Consider the following 17,886-nt stretch of genomic DNA (forward strand, 5'->3'; position numbering starts at 1 on the left):
ACATGGCCGATCTGCTCCGCACACCGCTTTATGATCTGCACGTCACGCTCGGTGCCAGAATGGTTGCTTTCGCGGGCTACGAGATGCCGGTGCAGTACCCGCTGGGCGTGATGAAGGAGCATCTGCACACCCGCGCCCGGGCCGGGCTGTTTGACGTCAGCCACATGGGCCAGGTGATCCTGCGCGGGGCTGATCCCGCGGGCGCGCTGGAACGGCTGGTGCCGGTGGCGATCAAGTCGCTGGCCGAAGGGCGCCAGCGCTATGCGCTCTTTACCGATGACGAGGGGGGGATCCTGGACGACCTGATGGTTGCGAACCGGGGCGACCACCTGTTCCTGGTGGTCAACGCCGCCTGCAAGCAGGCCGACATCGCCCACCTCCGTGCGGGCCTGCCTGAATGTGAGGTCGACGTCATTACCGACCGCGCCCTGATCGCGTTGCAGGGCCCCGCCGCCGAAGAGGCGCTGGCGCAGATCGCGCCGGAGGTGGCCGAAATGCGTTTCATGGACGTGGCGGTCATGGAAACGGCTTATGGTCAGCTCTGGGTGACACGCTCGGGTTATACCGGCGAGGACGGGTTCGAGGTGTCGGTGCCCGAGGCGCAGGCCCGCGCCTTTGCCGAGGCGCTGTTGGCGATGGACGAGGTCGAAGCGATCGGCCTGGGCGCCCGCGACAGCCTGCGGCTGGAGGCGGGGCTGTGCCTTTACGGCAATGACATCGACACGACCACCAGCCCGGTCGAGGCGGCGCTGGAATGGGCGGTGCAGAAGGTGCGCCGTACCGGCGGCCAGCGCGAAGGCGGCTTCCCCGGCGCGCGCCGCATCCTGGCCGAGTTCCGCAAGGGGGCAGGGCGCCGTCGTGTCGGGCTTCTGCCGCAGGGCCGTGCGCCGATGCGGGCAGGTACAGAGCTCTTCGCCGCGGAGGACGCGGACGAACCCATTGGCCAGATTACCTCCGGCGCCTACGGCCCTTCGATAGAGGCGCCGGTGTCGATGGGATATGTCACCACGCCCCACGCCCGCACGGGCACCGAGCTTTTTGGCGAGGTGCGCGGCAAGCGCCACCCCGTCACCGTGGCGGACATGCCGTTCCGGCCTTCAACCTACAAACGCTGACAGAAACATTTCACCAGGAGAGACCCAATGAAATACACCGAAGAACATGAATGGCTGCGCGAGGAAGATGGCGTGATGGTCGTGGGCATCACAGCCCATGCCGCCGAGCAGTTGGGCGACGTCGTGTTCGTCGAACTGCCCGAGGTGGGCGACACCGTGTCCAAGGATGACGAGATCGTGGTGATCGAAAGCGTCAAGGCGGCTTCGGACATCCTGGCCCCTCTGGACGGCGAGGTCGTCGAGGTGAATGAAGCCATCGTGGATGAACCCAGCAAGGTCAACGACGACCCGGAAGGCGAAGCCTGGTTCTTCAAGCTCAAGGTCTCGGACGCCTCGCCGATGGACGACTACATGGACGAAGCCGGCTACAAGGCCTTCATCGGCTGACCTGACCTTTCGGCGGGACCAAAAATCTTCGAAGAGTTTTGGTCCCGTTTGCCTCACGCGGAGCATCCCATGTCTTTCACCCCCACCGATTACCTGCCCTATGATTTCGCCAACCGCCGCCACATCGGCCCGTCCCCGTCCGAGATGAACCAGATGTTTGACGCCGTCGGTGTTGCGGACCTGGAAGGCCTGATTGCCGAAACCGTGCCCGGCTCGATCCGCCAGGCCGAAGAGCTGAGCTGGGGCCGCCCGCGTTCGGAACGCGAAATGCTGCATCAGATGCGGGTGACTGCGGCGAAGAACAAGGTGCTGCGCTCGCTTCTGGGGCAGGGCTATCACGGCACGGTCACGCCGCCGGTGGTCCAGCGCAATATCCTGGAAAACCCGGCCTGGTACACGGCCTATACGCCTTACCAGCCGGAGATTTCCCAGGGCCGCCTGGAGGCGCTCCTGAATTTCCAGACCATGATCTCGGACCTCACGGGGCTCGAAATCGCCAATGCCTCCCTTCTGGACGAGGCCACGGCGGCGGCGGAGGCGATGGTGATGGGGCATCGCATCGCCAGGTCGAAGGCCAGGGCCTTCTTCGTTGACGAAAACTGTCATCCGCAGAATATCGCGGTGATGAAGACCCGGGCGGCGCCTCTTGGGATCGAGGTCGTGGTGGGCGATCCGGAAAGCGAGCTGAACGCCGAACAGGTCTTTGGCGCGATCTTCCAGTATCCCGGCACCTATGGCCGCGTGCGTGATTTTACCGACCAGATCGCGGCGCTGCACGCGGCGAAGGCGGTGGGCATCGTGGCGGCCGATCCTCTGGCCCTGACCCTGTTGAAGGAACCCGGTGCGATGGGGGCGGATATCGCCGTGGGTTCGGCCCAGCGGTTCGGCGTTCCGGTGGGCTTCGGCGGGCCGCACGCCGCCTATCTGGCCACCAAGGACAAGCACAAGCGCAACATGCCCGGTCGGATCGTCGGCGTTTCGGTCGATGCGCGCGGCAACAAGGCCTATCGCCTGTCGCTACAGACCCGCGAGCAGCATATTCGCCGTGAAAAGGCGACCTCGAACGTCTGCACCGCGCAGGCGCTGCTGGCGGTCATGGCGTCTTTCTACGCGGTGTTCCATGGCCCCGAAGGGTTGAAGGCGATCGCCCAGCGTATCCACCGCAAGACCGTGCGCCTGGCCAAAGGGTTGGAGGAGGGTGGGTTTACAGTCACCCCCAACCATTTCTTCGACACGATCACGGTCGAAGTCGGCGGCTTGCAGAAAACCGTGATGGAGGCCGCTGTCACACGCGGCATCAACCTGCGGCCCGTGGGCAAGACGCAGATCGGCATCACGCTTGACGAAGCCACCCGCCCGGCCACGATCGAGGCTGTCTGGGGAGCCTTTGGCGTCACCCGCAAGGATGACGACTATACGCCCGAGTATCGCCTGCCCGACGCGATCCTGCGCAGCTCGGATTACCTGACCCACCCGGTGTTCCACATGAATCGGGCCGAGACCGAGATGATGCGCTACATGCGTCGCCTCGCGGACCGCGACCTGGCGCTGGACCGCGCGATGATCCCGCTGGGAAGCTGCACCATGAAGCTGAATGCGGCGGCCGAGATGATGCCGGTCTCCTGGCGCGAATTCTCCATGATCCACCCGATGGCCCCGGACGACCAGACACAGGGCTATCTGCATCTGATCAATGACCTGAAAGACAAGCTCTGCCAGATCACCGGCTATGACGCCATGTCGATGCAGCCCAACTCCGGCGCGCAGGGCGAATATGCGGGGCTCTTGACCATTGCGGCCTATCACCGGGCCAACAGGGAAAAGCGTGACATCTGCCTGATCCCGATCTCGGCCCATGGCACAAACCCGGCCTCGGCGCACATGGCGGGGATGGAGGTCGTTGTGGTGAACTCGGCCGAAAACGGCGACATCGACGTCGCTGACTTCCGCGCCAAGGCGCAAGCGGCCGGGGACCGGCTGGCCGCCTGCATGATCACCTATCCATCGACCCATGGGGTGTTCGAGGAAACCGTGCGCGAGGTTTGTCAGATCACCCACGAGCACGGCGGCCAGGTCTATATCGACGGGGCCAACCTGAACGCGATGGTGGGCCTGTCGAAACTGGGCGAGATCGGCGGCGATGTGAGCCACCTGAACCTGCACAAGACCTTCGCTATCCCGCATGGCGGCGGTGGCCCCGGCATGGGGCCGATCGGTGTGAAGGCCCATCTTGAACCGCATCTGCCGGGCAATGGGCTGGTGGGGGAAGAGGGGGCAGTTTCGGCGGCCCCCTATGGCTCGGCCAGCGTGTTGCCCATCAGCTGGGCCTATGTGCTGCTGATGGGAGGCGCCGGGCTGACACAGGCGACAAAGGTGGCGATCCTCAATGCCAATTACATCGCGGCGCGGCTGAAAGGCGCCTATGAGGTGCTGTTCACCGGCCCCGGCGGGCGCGTTGCGCATGAGTGTATCATCGACACGCGTCCCTTTGCCGACAGCGCGGGCGTGACCGTCGATGACATTGCCAAGCGCTTGATCGACAACGGGTTTCACGCGCCAACCATGTCCTGGCCGGTGGCCGGTACGCTGATGATCGAGCCCACGGAATCGGAAACCAAGGCCGAGCTTGACCGGTTCTGCGACGCCATGCTGGCGATCCGCGAGGAAATCCGCGAGATCGAGGAGGGCCGCATCGACCCGCAAAACAACCCGCTGAAACACGCCCCCCACACGGTCGAGGATCTGGTGGGTAAATGGGACCGGCCCTATTCGCGCGAACAGGGCTGCTTCCCGCCGGGCAGCTTTCGCGTCGATAAATACTGGTCGCCGGTCAATCGCGTGGACAATGTCTATGGCGACCGTAACCTGGTTTGCACCTGCCCGCCTCTGACCGACTACGCCGAGGCGGCAGAATGATCCTGTCGGGGGGCGGGGATTTCCCGCCCCTCGACCTGTACGCAGGCGGGGATCAGAAATCCATCCAGATCGTCACCGGCCCGTCGTTGACCAGCGACACGGACATGTCGGCGCCGAACCGGCCCTGGGCCACGGTAATCGCGTGGCCGCGCAGCTGGTCGGCGAAGTATTCATAGAGCCGCTCGCCTTCCGCCGGTGGCGCGGCGGTTGAAAACCCGGGGCGATTGCCGCGCGAGGTATCCGCGGACAGGGTGAACTGGCTGATCACCAGCGCCCGCCCGCCCGTGTCCAGAAGCGAACGGTTCATCTTGCCTGCCTCATCCTTGAAGATGCGCAGTTTCGATATCTTGGCGGCGAGCGTATCTGCATTCGCCTCCGTATCGCCCTGCATGGCGCAGACCAGGATCATCAGGCCCGCGCCGATCTCGCCGATCACCTCGCCATCGACCCGCACCGCGGCTTCGCTCACGCGTTGTACCAATGCTCTCATCGCAGCCTCCGTTTTCGTCCTCGTAGCGCGGGGATGGACCCGCGTCCATGCCCTGCGGCAATTCCGCCCGTTGCCTTGGTCGCCCGGCCGCTGAAACCCATATAAGCGGAGAAGGAGGTGCATCATGGTTGAAAAGACACAAGATACCGGTTTCTGGCCGTCACTCTATGACCCGCTGCGCAGCTTCGGGCATCGGTTGAGCGAATTCCTGACCCCTGCTTCCGAAGCCTCGCTGGCCGATGACGCCTATCGTATCGCCATTGAACTGCCGGGTGTGGCCGAGGAAGATGTGGAACTGACCGTGCATGACGGGCTGGTCCAGGTGAAGGGCGAGAAAAGCTCCGAACGCGAGGAAAAGGGCGACACCTGGTTCTTCTCGGAACGTCAATACGGCGCGTTTTCCCGCAGCTTCCGCCTGCCACCGGATGCGGAAGAGACGCAGGTGGCCGCCGAGATGAAGGATGGGGTGTTGACCATAACCGTGCCGAAATCGGAGCCGCGCGCGCAGAATGCCACGCGGGTAAAGATCAACACTGGCTGACGGAGACCCGGGTTCAGGCCTGGATCAGTTACCCTCAGCCCTTCCAGGCCACCCATTCCGTCAGATCAGCCCGGTCAGTGCGAAAGGCATTGGCCGGGTGTTTTTCGTCCGGCAAACCGAAGGCGATACCCGCCAGGATGGTGCGGTCTGCATCCAGATCGAACCAGTCACGCAGGAAAGGGGCGAACCCGGCAATGGCCGCCTGCGGGACCGTGCCCAGCCCAAGGCTTTTGGCGGCCAGACAGAATCCCGTGATGAACCCGCCACAGTCCAGGTAGGCATATTGTCCAAGCTCCCGGGGCGCAGTGATCAGCGCCATGTGCGGGGCGCCAAAGAAGCGGAAGTTTTCCATCATTTGACGGGCGGACCCGGCGCGGTCCCCCTTTTTCACCCCAACGGCGTCATAGAGCTGCCAGCCGCAGGCACGGCGGCGGTCCCGATGCTTGTCGGTGTAGGCGGTTGGGAAGGGAATTTCCGGCGCCGGTGTACCCGCCATCGCCTCGGAATAAAGCGCGTCGGCAAGGCGGGTGGTTTCTTCCTTTCCGGTGATATGCACCTTCCATGGCTGGGCGTTGCACCAGCTTGGCACATGTTGGGCGGCGCGCAGCACCCGTTCTATCGTTTCGCGCGGTACCGGGTCGGGCAGGTAGGCGCGGCAGGAATGGCGGGCGGAGAGCAGCTCGGTCAGGGCGTCATGGGTCATGGGGGCAAGTTGCCGCAAACAGGGGGGCGATCAAGCGGGACGCAGCGTCCAGTGCCCCGATATGTTACTGCGACTGTGCCGCCAGATATCCGATCCCCCCGGCGACGATCAGTCCCAGCACCACGGCAATGGCAATTTTCCACGCCGACCAGGGCCGTTCGCCCTGCACCTTTCCGCTTTGCCCGTTGACCACGAAACGGTAGGTCTTGCCGCGATACTTGTAGGCCGCCAGCCAGACCGGCAGGAGCACATGTTTGAAGGTCACGTCACTGACGGTCGTATTGACCGAATGCACCCGCTGACGGTCGCCGCCGATGTCGAATTTCACGTCCCGCAGGATAACCCGGTCCATCTGGGCGCGGGCCGCGTCATAGCCGTCGGGCAGTTCGACCGTATACCCCTCGGCGCGAAAACCGGCCAGATATTCGGGGCGGTAGGGCTCCAGCTCGGACAGATCCCAGGGCTGCAGCGCATCGGTATAGCGTTTTGGCAGGCTGCGCGAGGCCAGTACCAGCACATCGTCGAACCAGCGCGCCACCCGGCCCGAGGCCGGACGCCAGCGGATCTTCTGCACGCGGCGGGTCTGCTGTTTGCCGTTTACCGTGACGGTCCTGGTCACGTAATAGACCGTGCCGTGTTCGCCGGTGTAGCTTGATTTCGTATCCGCATCGAAGGTCCAGTAGGGCACGTAAATGCCGGACATCCGGCGCCCTTTTCGGGCATAGTCCTGCAGCCCGTTCGGTGCGAACCAGAGCTTGCCCAGCCAGTCCGTCATGGCCGCGCGTGCCTCGCGTTCCTCCAGGGCGAAGGGCAGCACGCCCTTGGGTTTGATATGGCGGTTCGTGCCCGTGTCCGTCACGAGCGGGGTTGCACAAAACGGACATTCCAGGGCGTGGACATTGGCATCCAACGTCAGTTTTGCCGCACAATTCGGACATTCCGTGATGCGGGTCTCTTCGATTTCGGCGTCCGGCAGCTTTGCGTCCAGGGCCGCGCGGAAATCAAGCTCGCGGATCGCCTCGGATTGCGCCGCGTGGCCCTCAAGCGGCACGGAAAAGCCGCAATGGTCGCAAGTCAGCTGCCCCGCCTGCGGGTCGAAGCGCAGGTCTGCGCCGCACTGTTCACAGGGAAAACGGTGTTCGTCGTCAGGTGTGGCGAGCGCGTCGGACGGGTGCGCCATGTCTTTTTGCCTCCGGCGGGGATATTTTCAGAAAGATGAAAGGGGCAGAGCGGTCCCTTCCCGGATTACGCGCCCGGCGGGGGCGGGGGGAGAATGGTGAAGAGCTGGGCCAGCTCCGCTACCTCATCGGCCGTCTTCCAGCCGTCCTGCCCGGCGGTCCAGACATGGGTCTCGCGGGTCAGTTCTCCGGAAGTGACCATGCGGCCCAGGGCAGCCTTGGAGAAGGGTCCCCTGGTCTCGCCACTCTCGGCGATGTGCCAGACTTTCTCGACCGGCGGCGGGGGAGGCGGCGGGGCGGATGCGGCAGGTTGTGCGACCGGTGCCGGGGCAGCCCCCCAGGGGCCTGTCTGCGCCATCGCCATGCCCATGCCAGCGCCCATTCCCGCTCCCATCGAGGCGGCCATGGCAGAGCCCTCGGCCCCCATCGCCTCGGCCGCATTGAACTTCACGTAATTGTCCAGGTTTCCGACGATTCCCATCGAGGTGCGCTTGTCCAGCACCTGCTCGACCGCCGGTGGCAGGCTGATGTTCTCGATGTAGAACTCCGGGATGGACAGGCCGTATTCTGCAACCACGCCAGAGATTTCGCGTGCCACCACCCGGCCCAGATCGGCGGTATTGGCGGCCATGTCCAGCACGGGGATGCCCGAACTGGCGATCACGCGCGAAAATGCCTGCACGATGATGTTGCGCACCTGGAAGCTGATCTCGTCCATTGTGAACTCGCCGTCCGTGCCGACGATCTCGGTCAGGAACCTGGCCGGGTCGGTCACGCGCACCGAATAAGTGCCATAGGCGCGGATACGGGTCGGGCCGAATTCGGGATCGCGCAGCATACTCGGGTTCTTGGTGCCCCCCTTCAGGTCGTTGAACCGGGTCGTGTTGACGAAGTAGATTTCCGACTTGAAGGGTGATTTGAAGCCGTGGTCCCAGTGCTGCAGCGTGGTCAGGACCGGCATGTTGTTGGTTTCGAGCATGTAGAGCCCGGGGGTAAAGACATCCGCCAGCTGGCCTTCATGCACGAAAACGGCCGATTGCCCTTCGCGCACGGTCAGCTTGGCGCCGTACTTGATTTCGTGCCCCTCGCGTTCGAAGCGCCAGACCATCGTGTCGCGGGTGTCATCCACCCAATGGATCACGTCGATGAACTCACCGGTCAGAAAATCGAAAATTCCCATATCTTCTCCCCCTGTCTGTGGGTGCTAAACGGCGCTGCCGGTCAGTTCGGCAGCGATCTGGTTGACGATCGGGCGGGCTTCCTCTTCGGTCATGCCGGGGCGCAGGCGGCGATCGTAGAGCATTTGCAGAAGCAACTCGTCGTGGGTGGTCAGGAGCCCGAATTCCTCGTCGTCGTTGAAGATCGAAGGCCGGGCGCGCGGGCTGTCGTTGGGCAGGCCCAAGCCTTGCGCGATTTCCTCGTGCAGGCAGGCGGTGCGCAGAAGCGACGGATGCTCGCCACGGATCACCGCGACCGCTGTGTCGGGCGTGGAGTTGTTGCCTCCATCCGTGGTGAAGACCGCGCAATAGGTGTCACGCGGCAGGTTGATCATATGGGCCAGGGAGGCGTTCGAAATTCCGGGCACAAGACGGCGCAGGCGCGGGGCCAGGGCGCGGCGTTCGGGTTCGTTCACCACCAATACGTGGAAATTGGGCGCAGTGTCAGAGACCGTGACCGGGTGGCCGGTCACGCGGGTCAGGCGGGCGGCGAACCGGGCGATCTGCTGGCGGTCACGTTCGCGCACCTCGATGGGGACCGACGAGCCGAAGTCGATCGACAAGCGCACGGGCTTGGTCCATCGCTGCAACCGGCTGGCATTTTCCCGGGCCACCAGGCGCCCGCCAACATCCTGGTATTCCTGAAAAAAAGCGATGCGCAGAAAGTTCTGCGCCAGATCGCGGGATGAAAACGGCGTGTCGGTGCCACCGCCATCCGTGCGCAGAAGTCCGCGCGTCAGCAACCCCCGCTGCACGCTGTTGTAATAACGGGCCAGGGCCTCGCTTTCTGCGCTCATGGGCGTGACGGCATCTGGGGGTGGCATCGGCCCTGTGCCCGGCCCGGTGGACACGAGGTCCACGCAGCCGCCCAGAAGGCTGGCTGCTGCCAGTGCCCGGATGGCAGGAGAGCGCCCCGGCCTTGGCATCAGCCCTCCACCGCGTCGCCGATATTGTGTCCCGAGGCCGTGCCACGCGCCTTGGCGGCGGCCAGCGTTTCCTTGAGCTCGGCCTCCATCTTGCGCAGTTCTTCCTCGGCGGCAGCGCGTTTGGCCTTGCCTTCGTCCGCGATGGCCAGGCTTTCTTCGATCGTGGCGATCAGCGTGGCGTTGGCGGATTTCACCGCTTCGATGTCAAAGACGCCGCGTTCCATCTCCTTGCGGACCATGCGGTTGGCCTCCTGGAGGTTCTCGGCATTGGCCTTCAGCAATTCGTTGGTCAGGTCGGTCGCTTCCTTCACTGCCTTTGCCGCATCCGCCGAGCGCTGGATCGTGACCGCCTGGGCCAGTTGGGTTTCCCACAGCGGCACGGTGTTCACCAGGGTCGAGTTGATCTTGGTCACAAGCGACTTGTCGTTTTCCTGCACCAGCCGGATCGAGGGCAGGCTTTGCATTGTCACTTGGCGGGTCAGTTTCAGGTCATGCACCCGGCGTTCCAGATCGTCGCGGGCGGCCCGCAGGTCGCGCAGTTCCTGAGCCTTGATTACGCCTTCCTCTTCGGGCGCGGCGTCGACCTCGGCCTCCTTGGCGGGGATCACCGTGTCATCCAGATCGGCCAGCTTCGCCTCGCCGGCGGCGATGTAGAGCGCCAGCTCGTCGTAAAAGGCCAGTGTCTTTTCATAGAGCTTGTCGAGCGACTTGATGTCTTTCAGCAGCGTATGTTCGTGGCCCAGCAGGTTGTCGGTGATCCGGTCGATCTGGCCCTGCACCTCTTCATAGCGCGCGGCGAATTTTGCAGCCGGGGCCAGGCGGCCCATCAGTTTTTCCCAGAAGGTGCGTTCGCGGCGCACGTCGAGTTCGCTGATCGAAAAGCCGCGGATCGTGGTGACGATGTTGCGCAGGCTGTCTCCCGCCGGGCCCACGTCCTTGTTGCGCACACCGGCCAGCATATCCTGCGAAATCACCTGCAGCTCGGCCTGGGCCGCCGAGCCGAATTCGATGATCGACTGGGTATTGGTCATGTCGATCTCGGCCATGCGCCGGGTAATCTCGGCGCTTTGCGATTCATCCGCTTCGGCCAGAGGCACAAGGGCCGTCGAGGGTTCGGGCAGCACGACCGCCGTGACCTCTTCGACAAGTTTCAGGTCTTCGGCGGCCTTCTGTTGAATGGTCTGAGTCATTTCCGTCTCCCGTCAAATACGTTCAATCACTGGTGATGCCCTCGCGGGCGAGCCTCTCGCGCAGCACCTCGATTTCCACATCGAGATCCGTGCGGTTGTCGCTCAGCAGCTGCTGCGTACGGGCGGCAAAGTTCGCCTCGAGATCGTCCAGAAGCTGTTCATAGTCGGCCCGCGCACCCGCATCCCGGCTGCGCGCAAAGAGGTCGGCGAATTTTACCGTCGCATCGGTCGCCCCGCGCAGGTAGACGCCAAGGTACTTGCGCGCGGCGGTCAGGTCTCGCGGGTCGTCCTCGATGGTGCGGAACATGTCGCGCGCGGTGGCCTGGAAAACATCGACACGGGCTTCGAGCTGACGGTCGCGGGCCCGTTTGATGGCGTCCTTCATGGCGGTCAGGTGGGCCTCGGCCTCGTTGACCGCGCGGGCAACCCGGTCGGTCTGGAACGTGTCGATCCCCTCCATCCCCTTGTCGCGCATCGGGTCGATCCCGAAGGCGCCAAGGTGCAACGCCGCGCCGACCCCGCCCAACAGGGTGGCGATCAGCAGGCTGCCATCGACCAGCCCGGCCAGGCCAATGCCCGCGCCCATCAGAACCGCCCCGACGATCTTGCGCGGCAGGCCCGGTCTGCGGGCGATCTTGCGGGATTCATAGGCAGCTTCGGCGCGCATACCCTCGCGGGTCATCCAGGCCGCCGCCATCATCAGGGCCACGCCGCCCAGCGATAGTACCAGGTCCGTCGGCCCCCGAAAAAAGGCCATCACCGCCAAGGGCAGGGGCACCAGAAACAGCGCATTCACCCGGGCGCCCATCGGTGTCGGGCTCTTGCCGTCAAAGGGGCTGCGCGGGGGCGAACCGTTCGTCGGGGAGGGTTTTCCGGCCGGGCTGAATTCACCGCCATATCGCTGCGCCATCACGCACCTCCCGTGAGCGAGGCGTAAAGCACCAGCGCCAGAAGCGCTGCATAGGCCAGTTTGCGCAAACCACTATCCGTCACATTCCACCCACTTTCGACCCTGCACGCGAAGCGGCGGGTTGGAAAATCCAATACACCCATGGATATAAGCGAAAACCGTAGCTGGTGCTAGCGCGAACAAGGGGAAATTTCCGCCGGGTTGCGACAGGGGTGAGGCTTTGCTTCACGCAGGGGCGCATGTTCAGACGCCCACCTCCGGCCCAAGGCACAGCAGCGGTTCATCGGCCTGTTCGACCTCGTAGAGTTCGTCGGCCTCGGCGTTGTTCTCGAACCGGGCGATCAGGCCGGAGGCGCCACGGGTGAAACTCCAGCACTGCGGGACGGGGTCGTCCTCGTAGACAAAGCAGATCAGGCTCCCCGCCTCGTACCAATAGCCGTCCTTGCATTTGCCATCCAGGAAGGACCAGCGCACGCGGCGGTCGTCCAGGTATTGCTCGCCGCCGTAGGCTTCACCGTTGCTGCCGAAATAGAGCGTCTTGCCGGTGGCATAGGCCTCGAAATCCGCGCCACTCATCGTGGGATTAGCCAGGGCCGGGAAAGCGAGAAACAGAAGGGCGATCTGGCGGTATAGCATGGGGCCTCAGGTGCCGGGTGCGGTTGGCGCGGGACGCGGGTGAGACGCATGCCACCTGCGCAACTCGCGCCCCATCACACGCTGCCACAGTTTCGGCACGAGGGCCAGAGTGGCCATGGCGGGCAGGGAATAGGGCAGCATCGGGGCCTCGCCGACCCGCAGGCGCAGCGCCGGGTAGGGACGGGCCGGATGCGCGTGGTGATCCGAGTGGCGTGGCGCGTTCAGCATCAGGTGCGTGGTGAACCAATGCGGTGCGTTCCAGCTATGTTGCGGGCCGACCGGTTCCAGCCGACCGGGCCTGACCTCGACGCGCATCAGCCCATAATGTTGCACGTAATCCGACAGCATCAGCTGCACCTGGGCGTAGAAGGCAAGGCCCAGATGCGCCAGCACCCCAGCCCAGCCGCCGATCAGCGCCGAGATCACCAGCACCCCCGCCGCCCCGGCCAGATAGGCCACGTAGGGATGCGGTCCGCTGCGCCCCGCGCGGGCCATGTCGGCGCGTTCGACCTCATAGCCCGCCTTGAAGGCACCGATCCAGGCGCGGGGGAAGAACTGGTAGAAAGCCTCGCCCTCGCGGGCGGAATTCGGATCGCGTTCCGAGGCGACATAGCGGTGGTGGATCTTGTTATGCGCACTGGTGTGATGGCCGAAGAGCAGGCTGATATAGACCCACTTGCCCAGGGTGAAGAGGCTGCGCGTCGGGCGGTGGATCAGCTCATGCGCGTTGGAATTCGACACCTGCCCCATGAACAGGCCCGCGGCGAAGAACAGCGCCAGTTTTTCGCCCCATCCCAGGGTGTCGCCCGACAGGGCGTACACGACCGAGGCCAGAAGCGCGAAATGGCCGAGCGCAAGCAGGACCGAGAGGCGATTCGCCCAGGCGAAGTCCCGGTCGGCCTCGGCAGTCGGAGCCATGGCCGCCACGCCCTCGTCCGCGGCAAAGGCGACAAGGGTGATATAGGCCAGCGCCGCGCCAACGGCCCAGCCCCCCGACAGGGCGCCAAGGCCGATCAAAACAGCGGGCACAAGGGCTATCAGTGCGAAAAAGCGGATCATTTTCATCGGGCGGCTCCTGGGGCGTTGGGGAAATCTACGCGCAACGCGGCATGGCGAAAACCCGCATCAGTCAAATTCCGGCTGCGCGAACTGCCCCAAGCATGTCGTTTTTGGCGTGTGCCCGTGACGGCTCAGGCGTTATTGTAGCCCAGTGACCAAGCGGAGTTGACGTGAGCCATGGCACTGGACGAGAAAAAAGGCATCTGGAAAAACGCACGCGGCAAAGGCCGGCGCACCCCGAAGGGGCGGCAGCTGGATCTGGACGCGCATGGTGAGGTGCTTGCTCTGCTGGGCGACCGCCCGCGCCGCCGCGACCTGCTGATCGAGTTCCTGCATCTGATCCAGGACGAATATGGCCACCTGTCGGCCCCGCATATCCGCGCGCTGGCGCAGGAACTGGGCACCGGCCAGGCCGAGATTTACGAGGTCGCGAGCTTCTACGCCCATTTCGACCTGGTGAAGGAGGGCGAGACGCCCCCGCCGTCGCTGACCATCCGTGTCTGCGACTCGCTGTCGTGCGAGCTGGCCGGGGCCGAGGCGCTGCACAAGGCGCTCGAAAACGGGCTGGACCCGACCGAGGTCCGCGTGGTCCGCGCACCCTGCATGGGTCGCTGCGACACGGCACCGGTGCTGGAGCTGGGCCACAACCACATTGACCACGCCACGCCCGAAAAGGTCGAGGCCGCGATTGCCGCCGGGAATACCCACGCGCATATCCCGAACTACGAGACCTTCGATGCCTATGCCGCCGGCGGGGGCTACGGGACCCTCAAGGATCTGCGCGCCAATGGTGACTGGGAAGCGGTTCAGGCCAAGGTGAAAGAGGCCGGCCTGCGCGGCCTCGGTGGGGCCGGTTTCCCGTCCGGCACCAAATGGGGCTTCGTGCGTGCCAACGAGGGGCCGCGTTACCTGGCGGTGAACGGCGACGAGGGCGAGCCCGGCACGTTCAAGGACCGCTATTACCTGGAACGCACACCGCATGTGGTCCTGGAAGGCATGCTGATCGCCGCCTGGGCGGTCGAGGCGGAAACCTGCTTCATCTACATGCGCGACGAATACCCTGCCGTGCTGGAAATCCTGCGGCGTGAAATCGCCGCGCTGGAACAGGCGGGCATCGTGGAGCCGGGCTACATCGACCTGCGCCGCGGGGCCGGGGCCTATATCTGCGGCGAAGAAAGCGCGATGATCGAGTCGATTGAAGGCAAGCGCGGCGAACCGCGCCACCGTCCGCCCTTCGTGGCCCAGGTCGGCGTCTTCGGCCGTCCGACGCTGGTGCACAATATCGAGACTCTCTACTGGGTCTGCAAGATCAATCGCGAAGGCCCCGAATGCCTGAATTCGGTTGAAAAGAACGGCCGCAAGGGGCTGCGCTCCTATTCCGTGTCGGGCCGCGTGAAGAACCCGGGCGTACACCTGCTGCCTGCCGGGTCCACTATCACCGACATCATCGAGGCCGCCGGTGGCATGCTGGACGGGCACGAGTTCAAGGCGTTCCAGCCGGGTGGCCCGTCCTCGGGCCTGCTGCCCGCCTCGATGCATTACGTGCCGCTGGATTTCGACACGCTGCAACCGTATGGCACCTTCATCGGTTCGGCCGCCGTGGTGGTCCTGTCCGACAAGGATTCGGCCCGGGACGCCGCGCTGAACATGCTGCGCTTCTTCGAGGATGAAAGCTGCGGTCAGTGTACCCCCTGCCGGGTCGGCTGCGAAAAGGCCGTGAAGCTGATGCAGGCAGATCACTGGGACCAGCCGTTGCTGGAAGAACTCTGCACCGCGATGGGGGATGCCTCGATCTGCGGTCTGGGGCAGGCCGCGCCGAACCCGATCCGTCTGGTGATGAAGCATTTCCCGGACGAAGTCTGAACGATCCGAACGGGCCTGCCCGGTTTCGCACCGGGCAGCGCCCCGACGTCACCCATCCTAGCGCTTGACCCTCTATTGCGCGGTGGGCAGGGTTCCCCGGACACCGAGGAGCCCCCATGCCCTATTTCATCGCCCTGACCGGCCTGGCCATCGCCGTGACCTACCTGCCGATGACCGACCGGCCCACCGGTGGGTTGCGCTCTGTCTGGAAAACGGTGCCCGTTGCGGCGCTCGCCCTGGCGGCCTGGATCGCGGGCGGACCGGCTCTGCTGGTCGCGGCCCTGTTTCTGTCAGCCCTGGGCGACTTCGCCCTGTCGCGGGACGGCGAGGCGGCCTTTCTGTACGGCCTGTCCAGTTTCGCTCTCAGCCATCTTGTCTATATCCTGCATATCCTGGCAATTTCCGGCCTGATGCCCTGGGAAGGATTTGCACAAATCCCACTTGCGGCGATTGTTCTCGCGGGGATCACCATTTCGACCGAGCTTTGGCTGATCCCCCATACCGGCGCGATGAAATGGCCGGTGCGGGCCTATGTGCTGATCATCCTGACCATGGGCCTGTCGGCGCTGACCCTGCCCGGGGCCGCCTGGCCTGCGATCCTGGGTGCCGGCCTCTTTACCCTGTCCGACCTGATCCTGTCGGTCGAGCTTTTTCGCCTCGGCCCCGACCACGGTCTGACAGCCCTGGCGTCAAAAATCGTCTGGATCACCTATATCGCCGCGCAGGCCGGGCTGTTCTGGGGGCTTGGGGGGCTGGGCTGACGCGCCGCCCCTTCCATCCGGCGCCTTGTTGGCTTAGGTGATTGGAAAGATTACCCGGGGGCGCAGACATGGCGTTTTTCAAGAAACTCAAGGATCGGCTGTTCAAATCCTCCTCGAAGCTCGAGGAAGGGCTGGAGGCGATCGTCGAGGACGGCGGCGAGGAAGAGTTGATCGAGGCCCAGCCGGAGCTTCAACCGGAACCCCAGCCGGACCCCGAGCCCGCGCCCACGCCTGAACCCGATCCGTTGCCCACGCCGGAACCCGAACCGACCCCGGAACCGGAGCCCCGGCCGGAGCCCGAACCGCTGCCGGAACCCTCGCCCGAGCCGCAGCCCGATCCCGGCCCGCAGCCGGACCCGACGCCGGTGGAGCTTCCCGAGGCGCCCGCCGAAACCCCGGCCCCCACCCCCCTCGAAGCGCCCCAGCCGGTTGATCCCAGCCCCGCGCCGATGGACCTGACCGTCGACATTCCGGACCAACCCACCCAGAAACCCGGCTTCCTCGGCCGCATGCTGGGGCGTGGCGGCAAGGTCACGCGCCGGGTTCTGGATGACGAGATGCTGGAAAGCCTCGAGGATCTGATGATCGCCTCGGACATGGGGGTCGACACCTCCATGCGCGTCACGGCAAACCTGTCGCAGAGCCATTTCGGCAAGAAGCTCTCGGTCGACGAGATCAAGGATCTGATGGCCGCAGAGGTCTCGCGCATCATGGAGCCGGTGGCCAAGCCCCTGCCGATCTACCCGAACCGCCCGCAGGTGGTGCTGGTGGTCGGGGTGAATGGCGCGGGCAAGACCACGACCATCGGCAAGCTGGCTTCGCAGTTCAAATCGGCGGGCAAGTCGGTGGTGATTGCCGCAGGCGACACCTTCCGCGCGGCGGCGGTCGAGCAGCTGCAGATCTGGGGCGACCGCGCAGGTGTTCCCGTGCTGACCGCGCCCGAGGGCTCGGACCCCGCCAGCCTTGCCTTCGATGCGCTGACCAAGGCGCAGCAGGATGGCGCCGACCTCTTGATGATCGACACGGCGGGCCGGTTGCAGAACCGCGCCGACCTGATGGAGGAGCTGGCCAAGATCGTGCGCGTGATCAAGAAAAAGGACGAGACCGCGCCGCACAACACCCTGTTGGTGCTGGACGCCACCACCGGTCAGAACGCGCTCAACCAGGTCGAGACCTTCCAGAAACTGGCCGATGTGTCCGGGCTGGTCATGACCAAGCTCGACGGGACTGCAAAGGGCGGCGTGCTGGTGGCACTGGCCGACAAGTTCGCCCTGCCGATCCATGCGATCGGCGTGGGCGAGCAGATCGACGACCTCGCCCCCTTCGACCCGGAGGACTTCGCCAAGGCGCTCACCGGCGCCTGACCTCGTCCTTTCATCTTTCCGGAAATATCCCACGGGGGTCCGGGGGTGTGAAACCCCCGGCGACCACGGTCTGACACAACATGAGCGAATGGATCACATCGCTGGAAGGAACGCCGGCGGGTCGCGACCTGGCGCTGGGGCTGGCGCTGATGGCGGCCCTCCTGCACGCGCTTTTCGGAGCTTTGCAGAAGGGGCGCCATGACCCCTGGCTGACCCGCGGGGCCATTGACGCGTCCTACGGGATCATCGCCGCGCCCTTCGCGTTTTTCGTGGTGCCCTGGCCCGAGCCGCATATGTGGCCGATCTTCGCGCTGGTCTGGGTGATCCACGTGGCCTACAAGGTCGCACAGGCTTACACCTACACGATGGGCAGCTACACGGTGGTCTATCCGGTGGTGCGTGGCACCGGGCCGCTGTTCACCGTGGTTGGCGCCTGGTTCCTGTTCGGCGAGGTCTTTACCTGGGTGCAATGGGCTGGAGTCGGGGTGCTGTTGGCCGGGATCTATGGCCTTGCGGTCTATAACCTCAAACACTGGCAGGTCGGTCGCGACAAGCTGAAACCGGCCATTGCCATGGCGGTGCTGACCGGTGGTTTCGTTGCCGCCTACACGACCTGGGACGCCTTTGGCA

Annotated in this window: 17 protein-coding genes; 8 read left to right on the forward strand and 9 right to left on the reverse strand. The window is 64.7% G+C overall.

Going from position 1 to position 17,886, the window contains the following annotated elements:
- The first annotated feature begins 2 nt into the window (after positions 1 to 2).
- From gcvT to gcvP, 3 genes are all read left to right on the forward strand, one after another.
- Complete coding sequence (gcvT, locus tag Q1V43_RS15760; RefSeq protein WP_300520076.1) at positions 3 to 1,115, forward strand: glycine cleavage system aminomethyltransferase GcvT; 1,113 nt, start codon at positions 3 to 5, stop codon at positions 1,113 to 1,115.
- A gap of 27 nt (positions 1,116 to 1,142) precedes the next feature.
- Complete coding sequence (gene gcvH, locus Q1V43_RS15765) at positions 1,143 to 1,502, forward strand: glycine cleavage system protein GcvH (RefSeq protein ID WP_300520079.1); 360 nt, start codon at positions 1,143 to 1,145, stop codon at positions 1,500 to 1,502.
- Positions 1,503 to 1,571: 69 nt separating this feature from the next.
- On the forward strand, positions 1,572 to 4,418 hold the full coding sequence (gene gcvP / locus Q1V43_RS15770; protein ID WP_300520081.1) for an aminomethyl-transferring glycine dehydrogenase: 2,847 nt from the start codon (positions 1,572 to 1,574) through the stop codon (positions 4,416 to 4,418).
- A gap of 52 nt (positions 4,419 to 4,470) precedes the next feature.
- On the opposite strand, the gene dtd is transcribed toward gcvP, so the two are convergent.
- Complete coding sequence (dtd, locus tag Q1V43_RS15775) at positions 4,471 to 4,908, reverse strand: D-aminoacyl-tRNA deacylase (RefSeq protein ID WP_300520084.1); 438 nt, start codon at positions 4,906 to 4,908, stop codon at positions 4,471 to 4,473.
- A 124-nt stretch (positions 4,909 to 5,032) separates the two neighbouring features.
- On the opposite strand from dtd, the gene Q1V43_RS15780 reads away from it, so the two are divergent.
- Positions 5,033 to 5,449, forward strand: coding sequence for an Hsp20/alpha crystallin family protein (locus Q1V43_RS15780; RefSeq protein ID WP_300520087.1), 417 nt, complete (start codon positions 5,033 to 5,035; stop codon positions 5,447 to 5,449).
- A gap of 34 nt (positions 5,450 to 5,483) precedes the next feature.
- Here Q1V43_RS15780 and Q1V43_RS15785 read toward each other — a convergent pair whose 3' ends face one another.
- From Q1V43_RS15785 to Q1V43_RS15820, 8 genes are all read right to left on the reverse strand, one after another.
- A complete protein-coding gene (locus Q1V43_RS15785) occupies positions 5,484 to 6,152 on the reverse strand; it encodes a nitroreductase (protein WP_300520089.1) in 669 nt (222 codons plus the stop codon).
- A gap of 64 nt (positions 6,153 to 6,216) precedes the next feature.
- Positions 6,217 to 7,332: a TFIIB-type zinc finger domain-containing protein gene (locus tag Q1V43_RS15790; RefSeq protein WP_300520092.1), complete on the reverse strand. Its 1,116-nt coding sequence runs from the start codon at positions 7,330 to 7,332 to the stop codon at positions 6,217 to 6,219.
- A 65-nt stretch (positions 7,333 to 7,397) separates the two neighbouring features.
- A complete protein-coding gene (locus Q1V43_RS15795) occupies positions 7,398 to 8,510 on the reverse strand; it encodes an SPFH domain-containing protein (protein WP_300520095.1) in 1,113 nt (370 codons plus the stop codon).
- Positions 8,511 to 8,534: 24 nt separating this feature from the next.
- A complete protein-coding gene (locus Q1V43_RS15800) occupies positions 8,535 to 9,344 on the reverse strand; it encodes a DUF2927 domain-containing protein (protein WP_300520097.1) in 810 nt (269 codons plus the stop codon).
- Positions 9,345 to 9,472: 128 nt separating this feature from the next.
- A complete protein-coding gene (locus Q1V43_RS15805) occupies positions 9,473 to 10,663 on the reverse strand; it encodes a toxic anion resistance protein (protein WP_300520100.1) in 1,191 nt (396 codons plus the stop codon).
- Between the two features lie 22 nt (positions 10,664 to 10,685).
- Complete coding sequence (locus Q1V43_RS15810; RefSeq protein ID WP_300520103.1) at positions 10,686 to 11,573, reverse strand: 5-bromo-4-chloroindolyl phosphate hydrolysis family protein; 888 nt, start codon at positions 11,571 to 11,573, stop codon at positions 10,686 to 10,688.
- A 243-nt stretch (positions 11,574 to 11,816) separates the two neighbouring features.
- Positions 11,817 to 12,209, reverse strand: a complete 393-nt coding sequence (locus Q1V43_RS15815; RefSeq protein WP_300520105.1) for a hypothetical protein — start codon at positions 12,207 to 12,209, stop codon at positions 11,817 to 11,819.
- 6 nt (positions 12,210 to 12,215) lie between these two features.
- Complete coding sequence (locus Q1V43_RS15820) at positions 12,216 to 13,274, reverse strand: alkane 1-monooxygenase (protein WP_300520108.1); 1,059 nt, start codon at positions 13,272 to 13,274, stop codon at positions 12,216 to 12,218.
- A 171-nt stretch (positions 13,275 to 13,445) separates the two neighbouring features.
- Between Q1V43_RS15820 and Q1V43_RS15825 the strand changes: the two genes are divergently transcribed.
- The 4 genes from Q1V43_RS15825 to Q1V43_RS15840 all read left to right on the forward strand — a co-directional run.
- Positions 13,446 to 15,131, forward strand: a complete 1,686-nt coding sequence (locus Q1V43_RS15825; RefSeq protein ID WP_300520111.1) for an NAD(P)H-dependent oxidoreductase subunit E — start codon at positions 13,446 to 13,448, stop codon at positions 15,129 to 15,131.
- Positions 15,132 to 15,247: 116 nt separating this feature from the next.
- Entirely contained in the window at positions 15,248 to 15,892 is a 645-nt protein-coding gene (locus tag Q1V43_RS15830) for a lysoplasmalogenase (RefSeq protein WP_300520114.1), read from the forward strand.
- Between the two features lie 68 nt (positions 15,893 to 15,960).
- The gene (ftsY, locus tag Q1V43_RS15835; protein WP_300520117.1) at positions 15,961 to 17,256 is read left to right on the forward strand and encodes a signal recognition particle-docking protein FtsY; all 1,296 of its coding nucleotides are present in this window, start codon (positions 15,961 to 15,963) and stop codon (positions 17,254 to 17,256) included.
- An 80-nt stretch (positions 17,257 to 17,336) separates the two neighbouring features.
- The coding region (locus tag Q1V43_RS15840) for an EamA family transporter (protein ID WP_366146224.1) at positions 17,337 to 17,886 on the forward strand (550 nt) is incomplete at its 3' end.

Origin of the sequence: Aliiroseovarius sp. (genome assembly GCF_030148435.1) — a bacterium.
Lineage (GTDB): Bacteria > Pseudomonadota > Alphaproteobacteria > Rhodobacterales > Rhodobacteraceae > JASBTN01.

Excerpts from the sequence above, each read along its gene's own strand:
- gcvT (WP_300520076.1), top strand. The coding sequence starts at position 3 with ATGGCCGATCTGCTCCGCACACCGCTTTATGATCTGCACGTCACGCTC.
- gcvH (WP_300520079.1), top strand. The coding sequence starts at position 1,143 with ATGAAATACACCGAAGAACATGAATGGCTGCGCGAGGAAGATGGCGTG.
- gcvP (WP_300520081.1), top strand. The coding sequence starts at position 1,572 with ATGTCTTTCACCCCCACCGATTACCTGCCCTATGATTTCGCCAACCGC.
- dtd (WP_300520084.1), bottom strand. The coding sequence starts at position 4,908 with ATGAGAGCATTGGTACAACGCGTGAGCGAAGCCGCGGTGCGGGTCGAT.
- Q1V43_RS15780 (WP_300520087.1), top strand. The coding sequence starts at position 5,033 with ATGGTTGAAAAGACACAAGATACCGGTTTCTGGCCGTCACTCTATGAC.
- Q1V43_RS15785 (WP_300520089.1), bottom strand. The coding sequence starts at position 6,152 with ATGACCCATGACGCCCTGACCGAGCTGCTCTCCGCCCGCCATTCCTGC.
- Q1V43_RS15790 (WP_300520092.1), bottom strand. The coding sequence starts at position 7,332 with ATGGCGCACCCGTCCGACGCGCTCGCCACACCTGACGACGAACACCGT.
- Q1V43_RS15795 (WP_300520095.1), bottom strand. The coding sequence starts at position 8,510 with ATGGGAATTTTCGATTTTCTGACCGGTGAGTTCATCGACGTGATCCAT.
- Q1V43_RS15800 (WP_300520097.1), bottom strand. The coding sequence starts at position 9,344 with ATGAGCGCAGAAAGCGAGGCCCTGGCCCGTTATTACAACAGCGTGCAG.
- Q1V43_RS15805 (WP_300520100.1), bottom strand. The coding sequence starts at position 10,663 with ATGACTCAGACCATTCAACAGAAGGCCGCCGAAGACCTGAAACTTGTC.
- Q1V43_RS15810 (WP_300520103.1), bottom strand. The coding sequence starts at position 11,573 with ATGGCGCAGCGATATGGCGGTGAATTCAGCCCGGCCGGAAAACCCTCC.
- Q1V43_RS15815 (WP_300520105.1), bottom strand. The coding sequence starts at position 12,209 with ATGCTATACCGCCAGATCGCCCTTCTGTTTCTCGCTTTCCCGGCCCTG.
- Q1V43_RS15820 (WP_300520108.1), bottom strand. The coding sequence starts at position 13,274 with ATGAAAATGATCCGCTTTTTCGCACTGATAGCCCTTGTGCCCGCTGTT.
- Q1V43_RS15825 (WP_300520111.1), top strand. The coding sequence starts at position 13,446 with ATGGCACTGGACGAGAAAAAAGGCATCTGGAAAAACGCACGCGGCAAA.
- Q1V43_RS15830 (WP_300520114.1), top strand. The coding sequence starts at position 15,248 with ATGCCCTATTTCATCGCCCTGACCGGCCTGGCCATCGCCGTGACCTAC.
- ftsY (WP_300520117.1), top strand. The coding sequence starts at position 15,961 with ATGGCGTTTTTCAAGAAACTCAAGGATCGGCTGTTCAAATCCTCCTCG.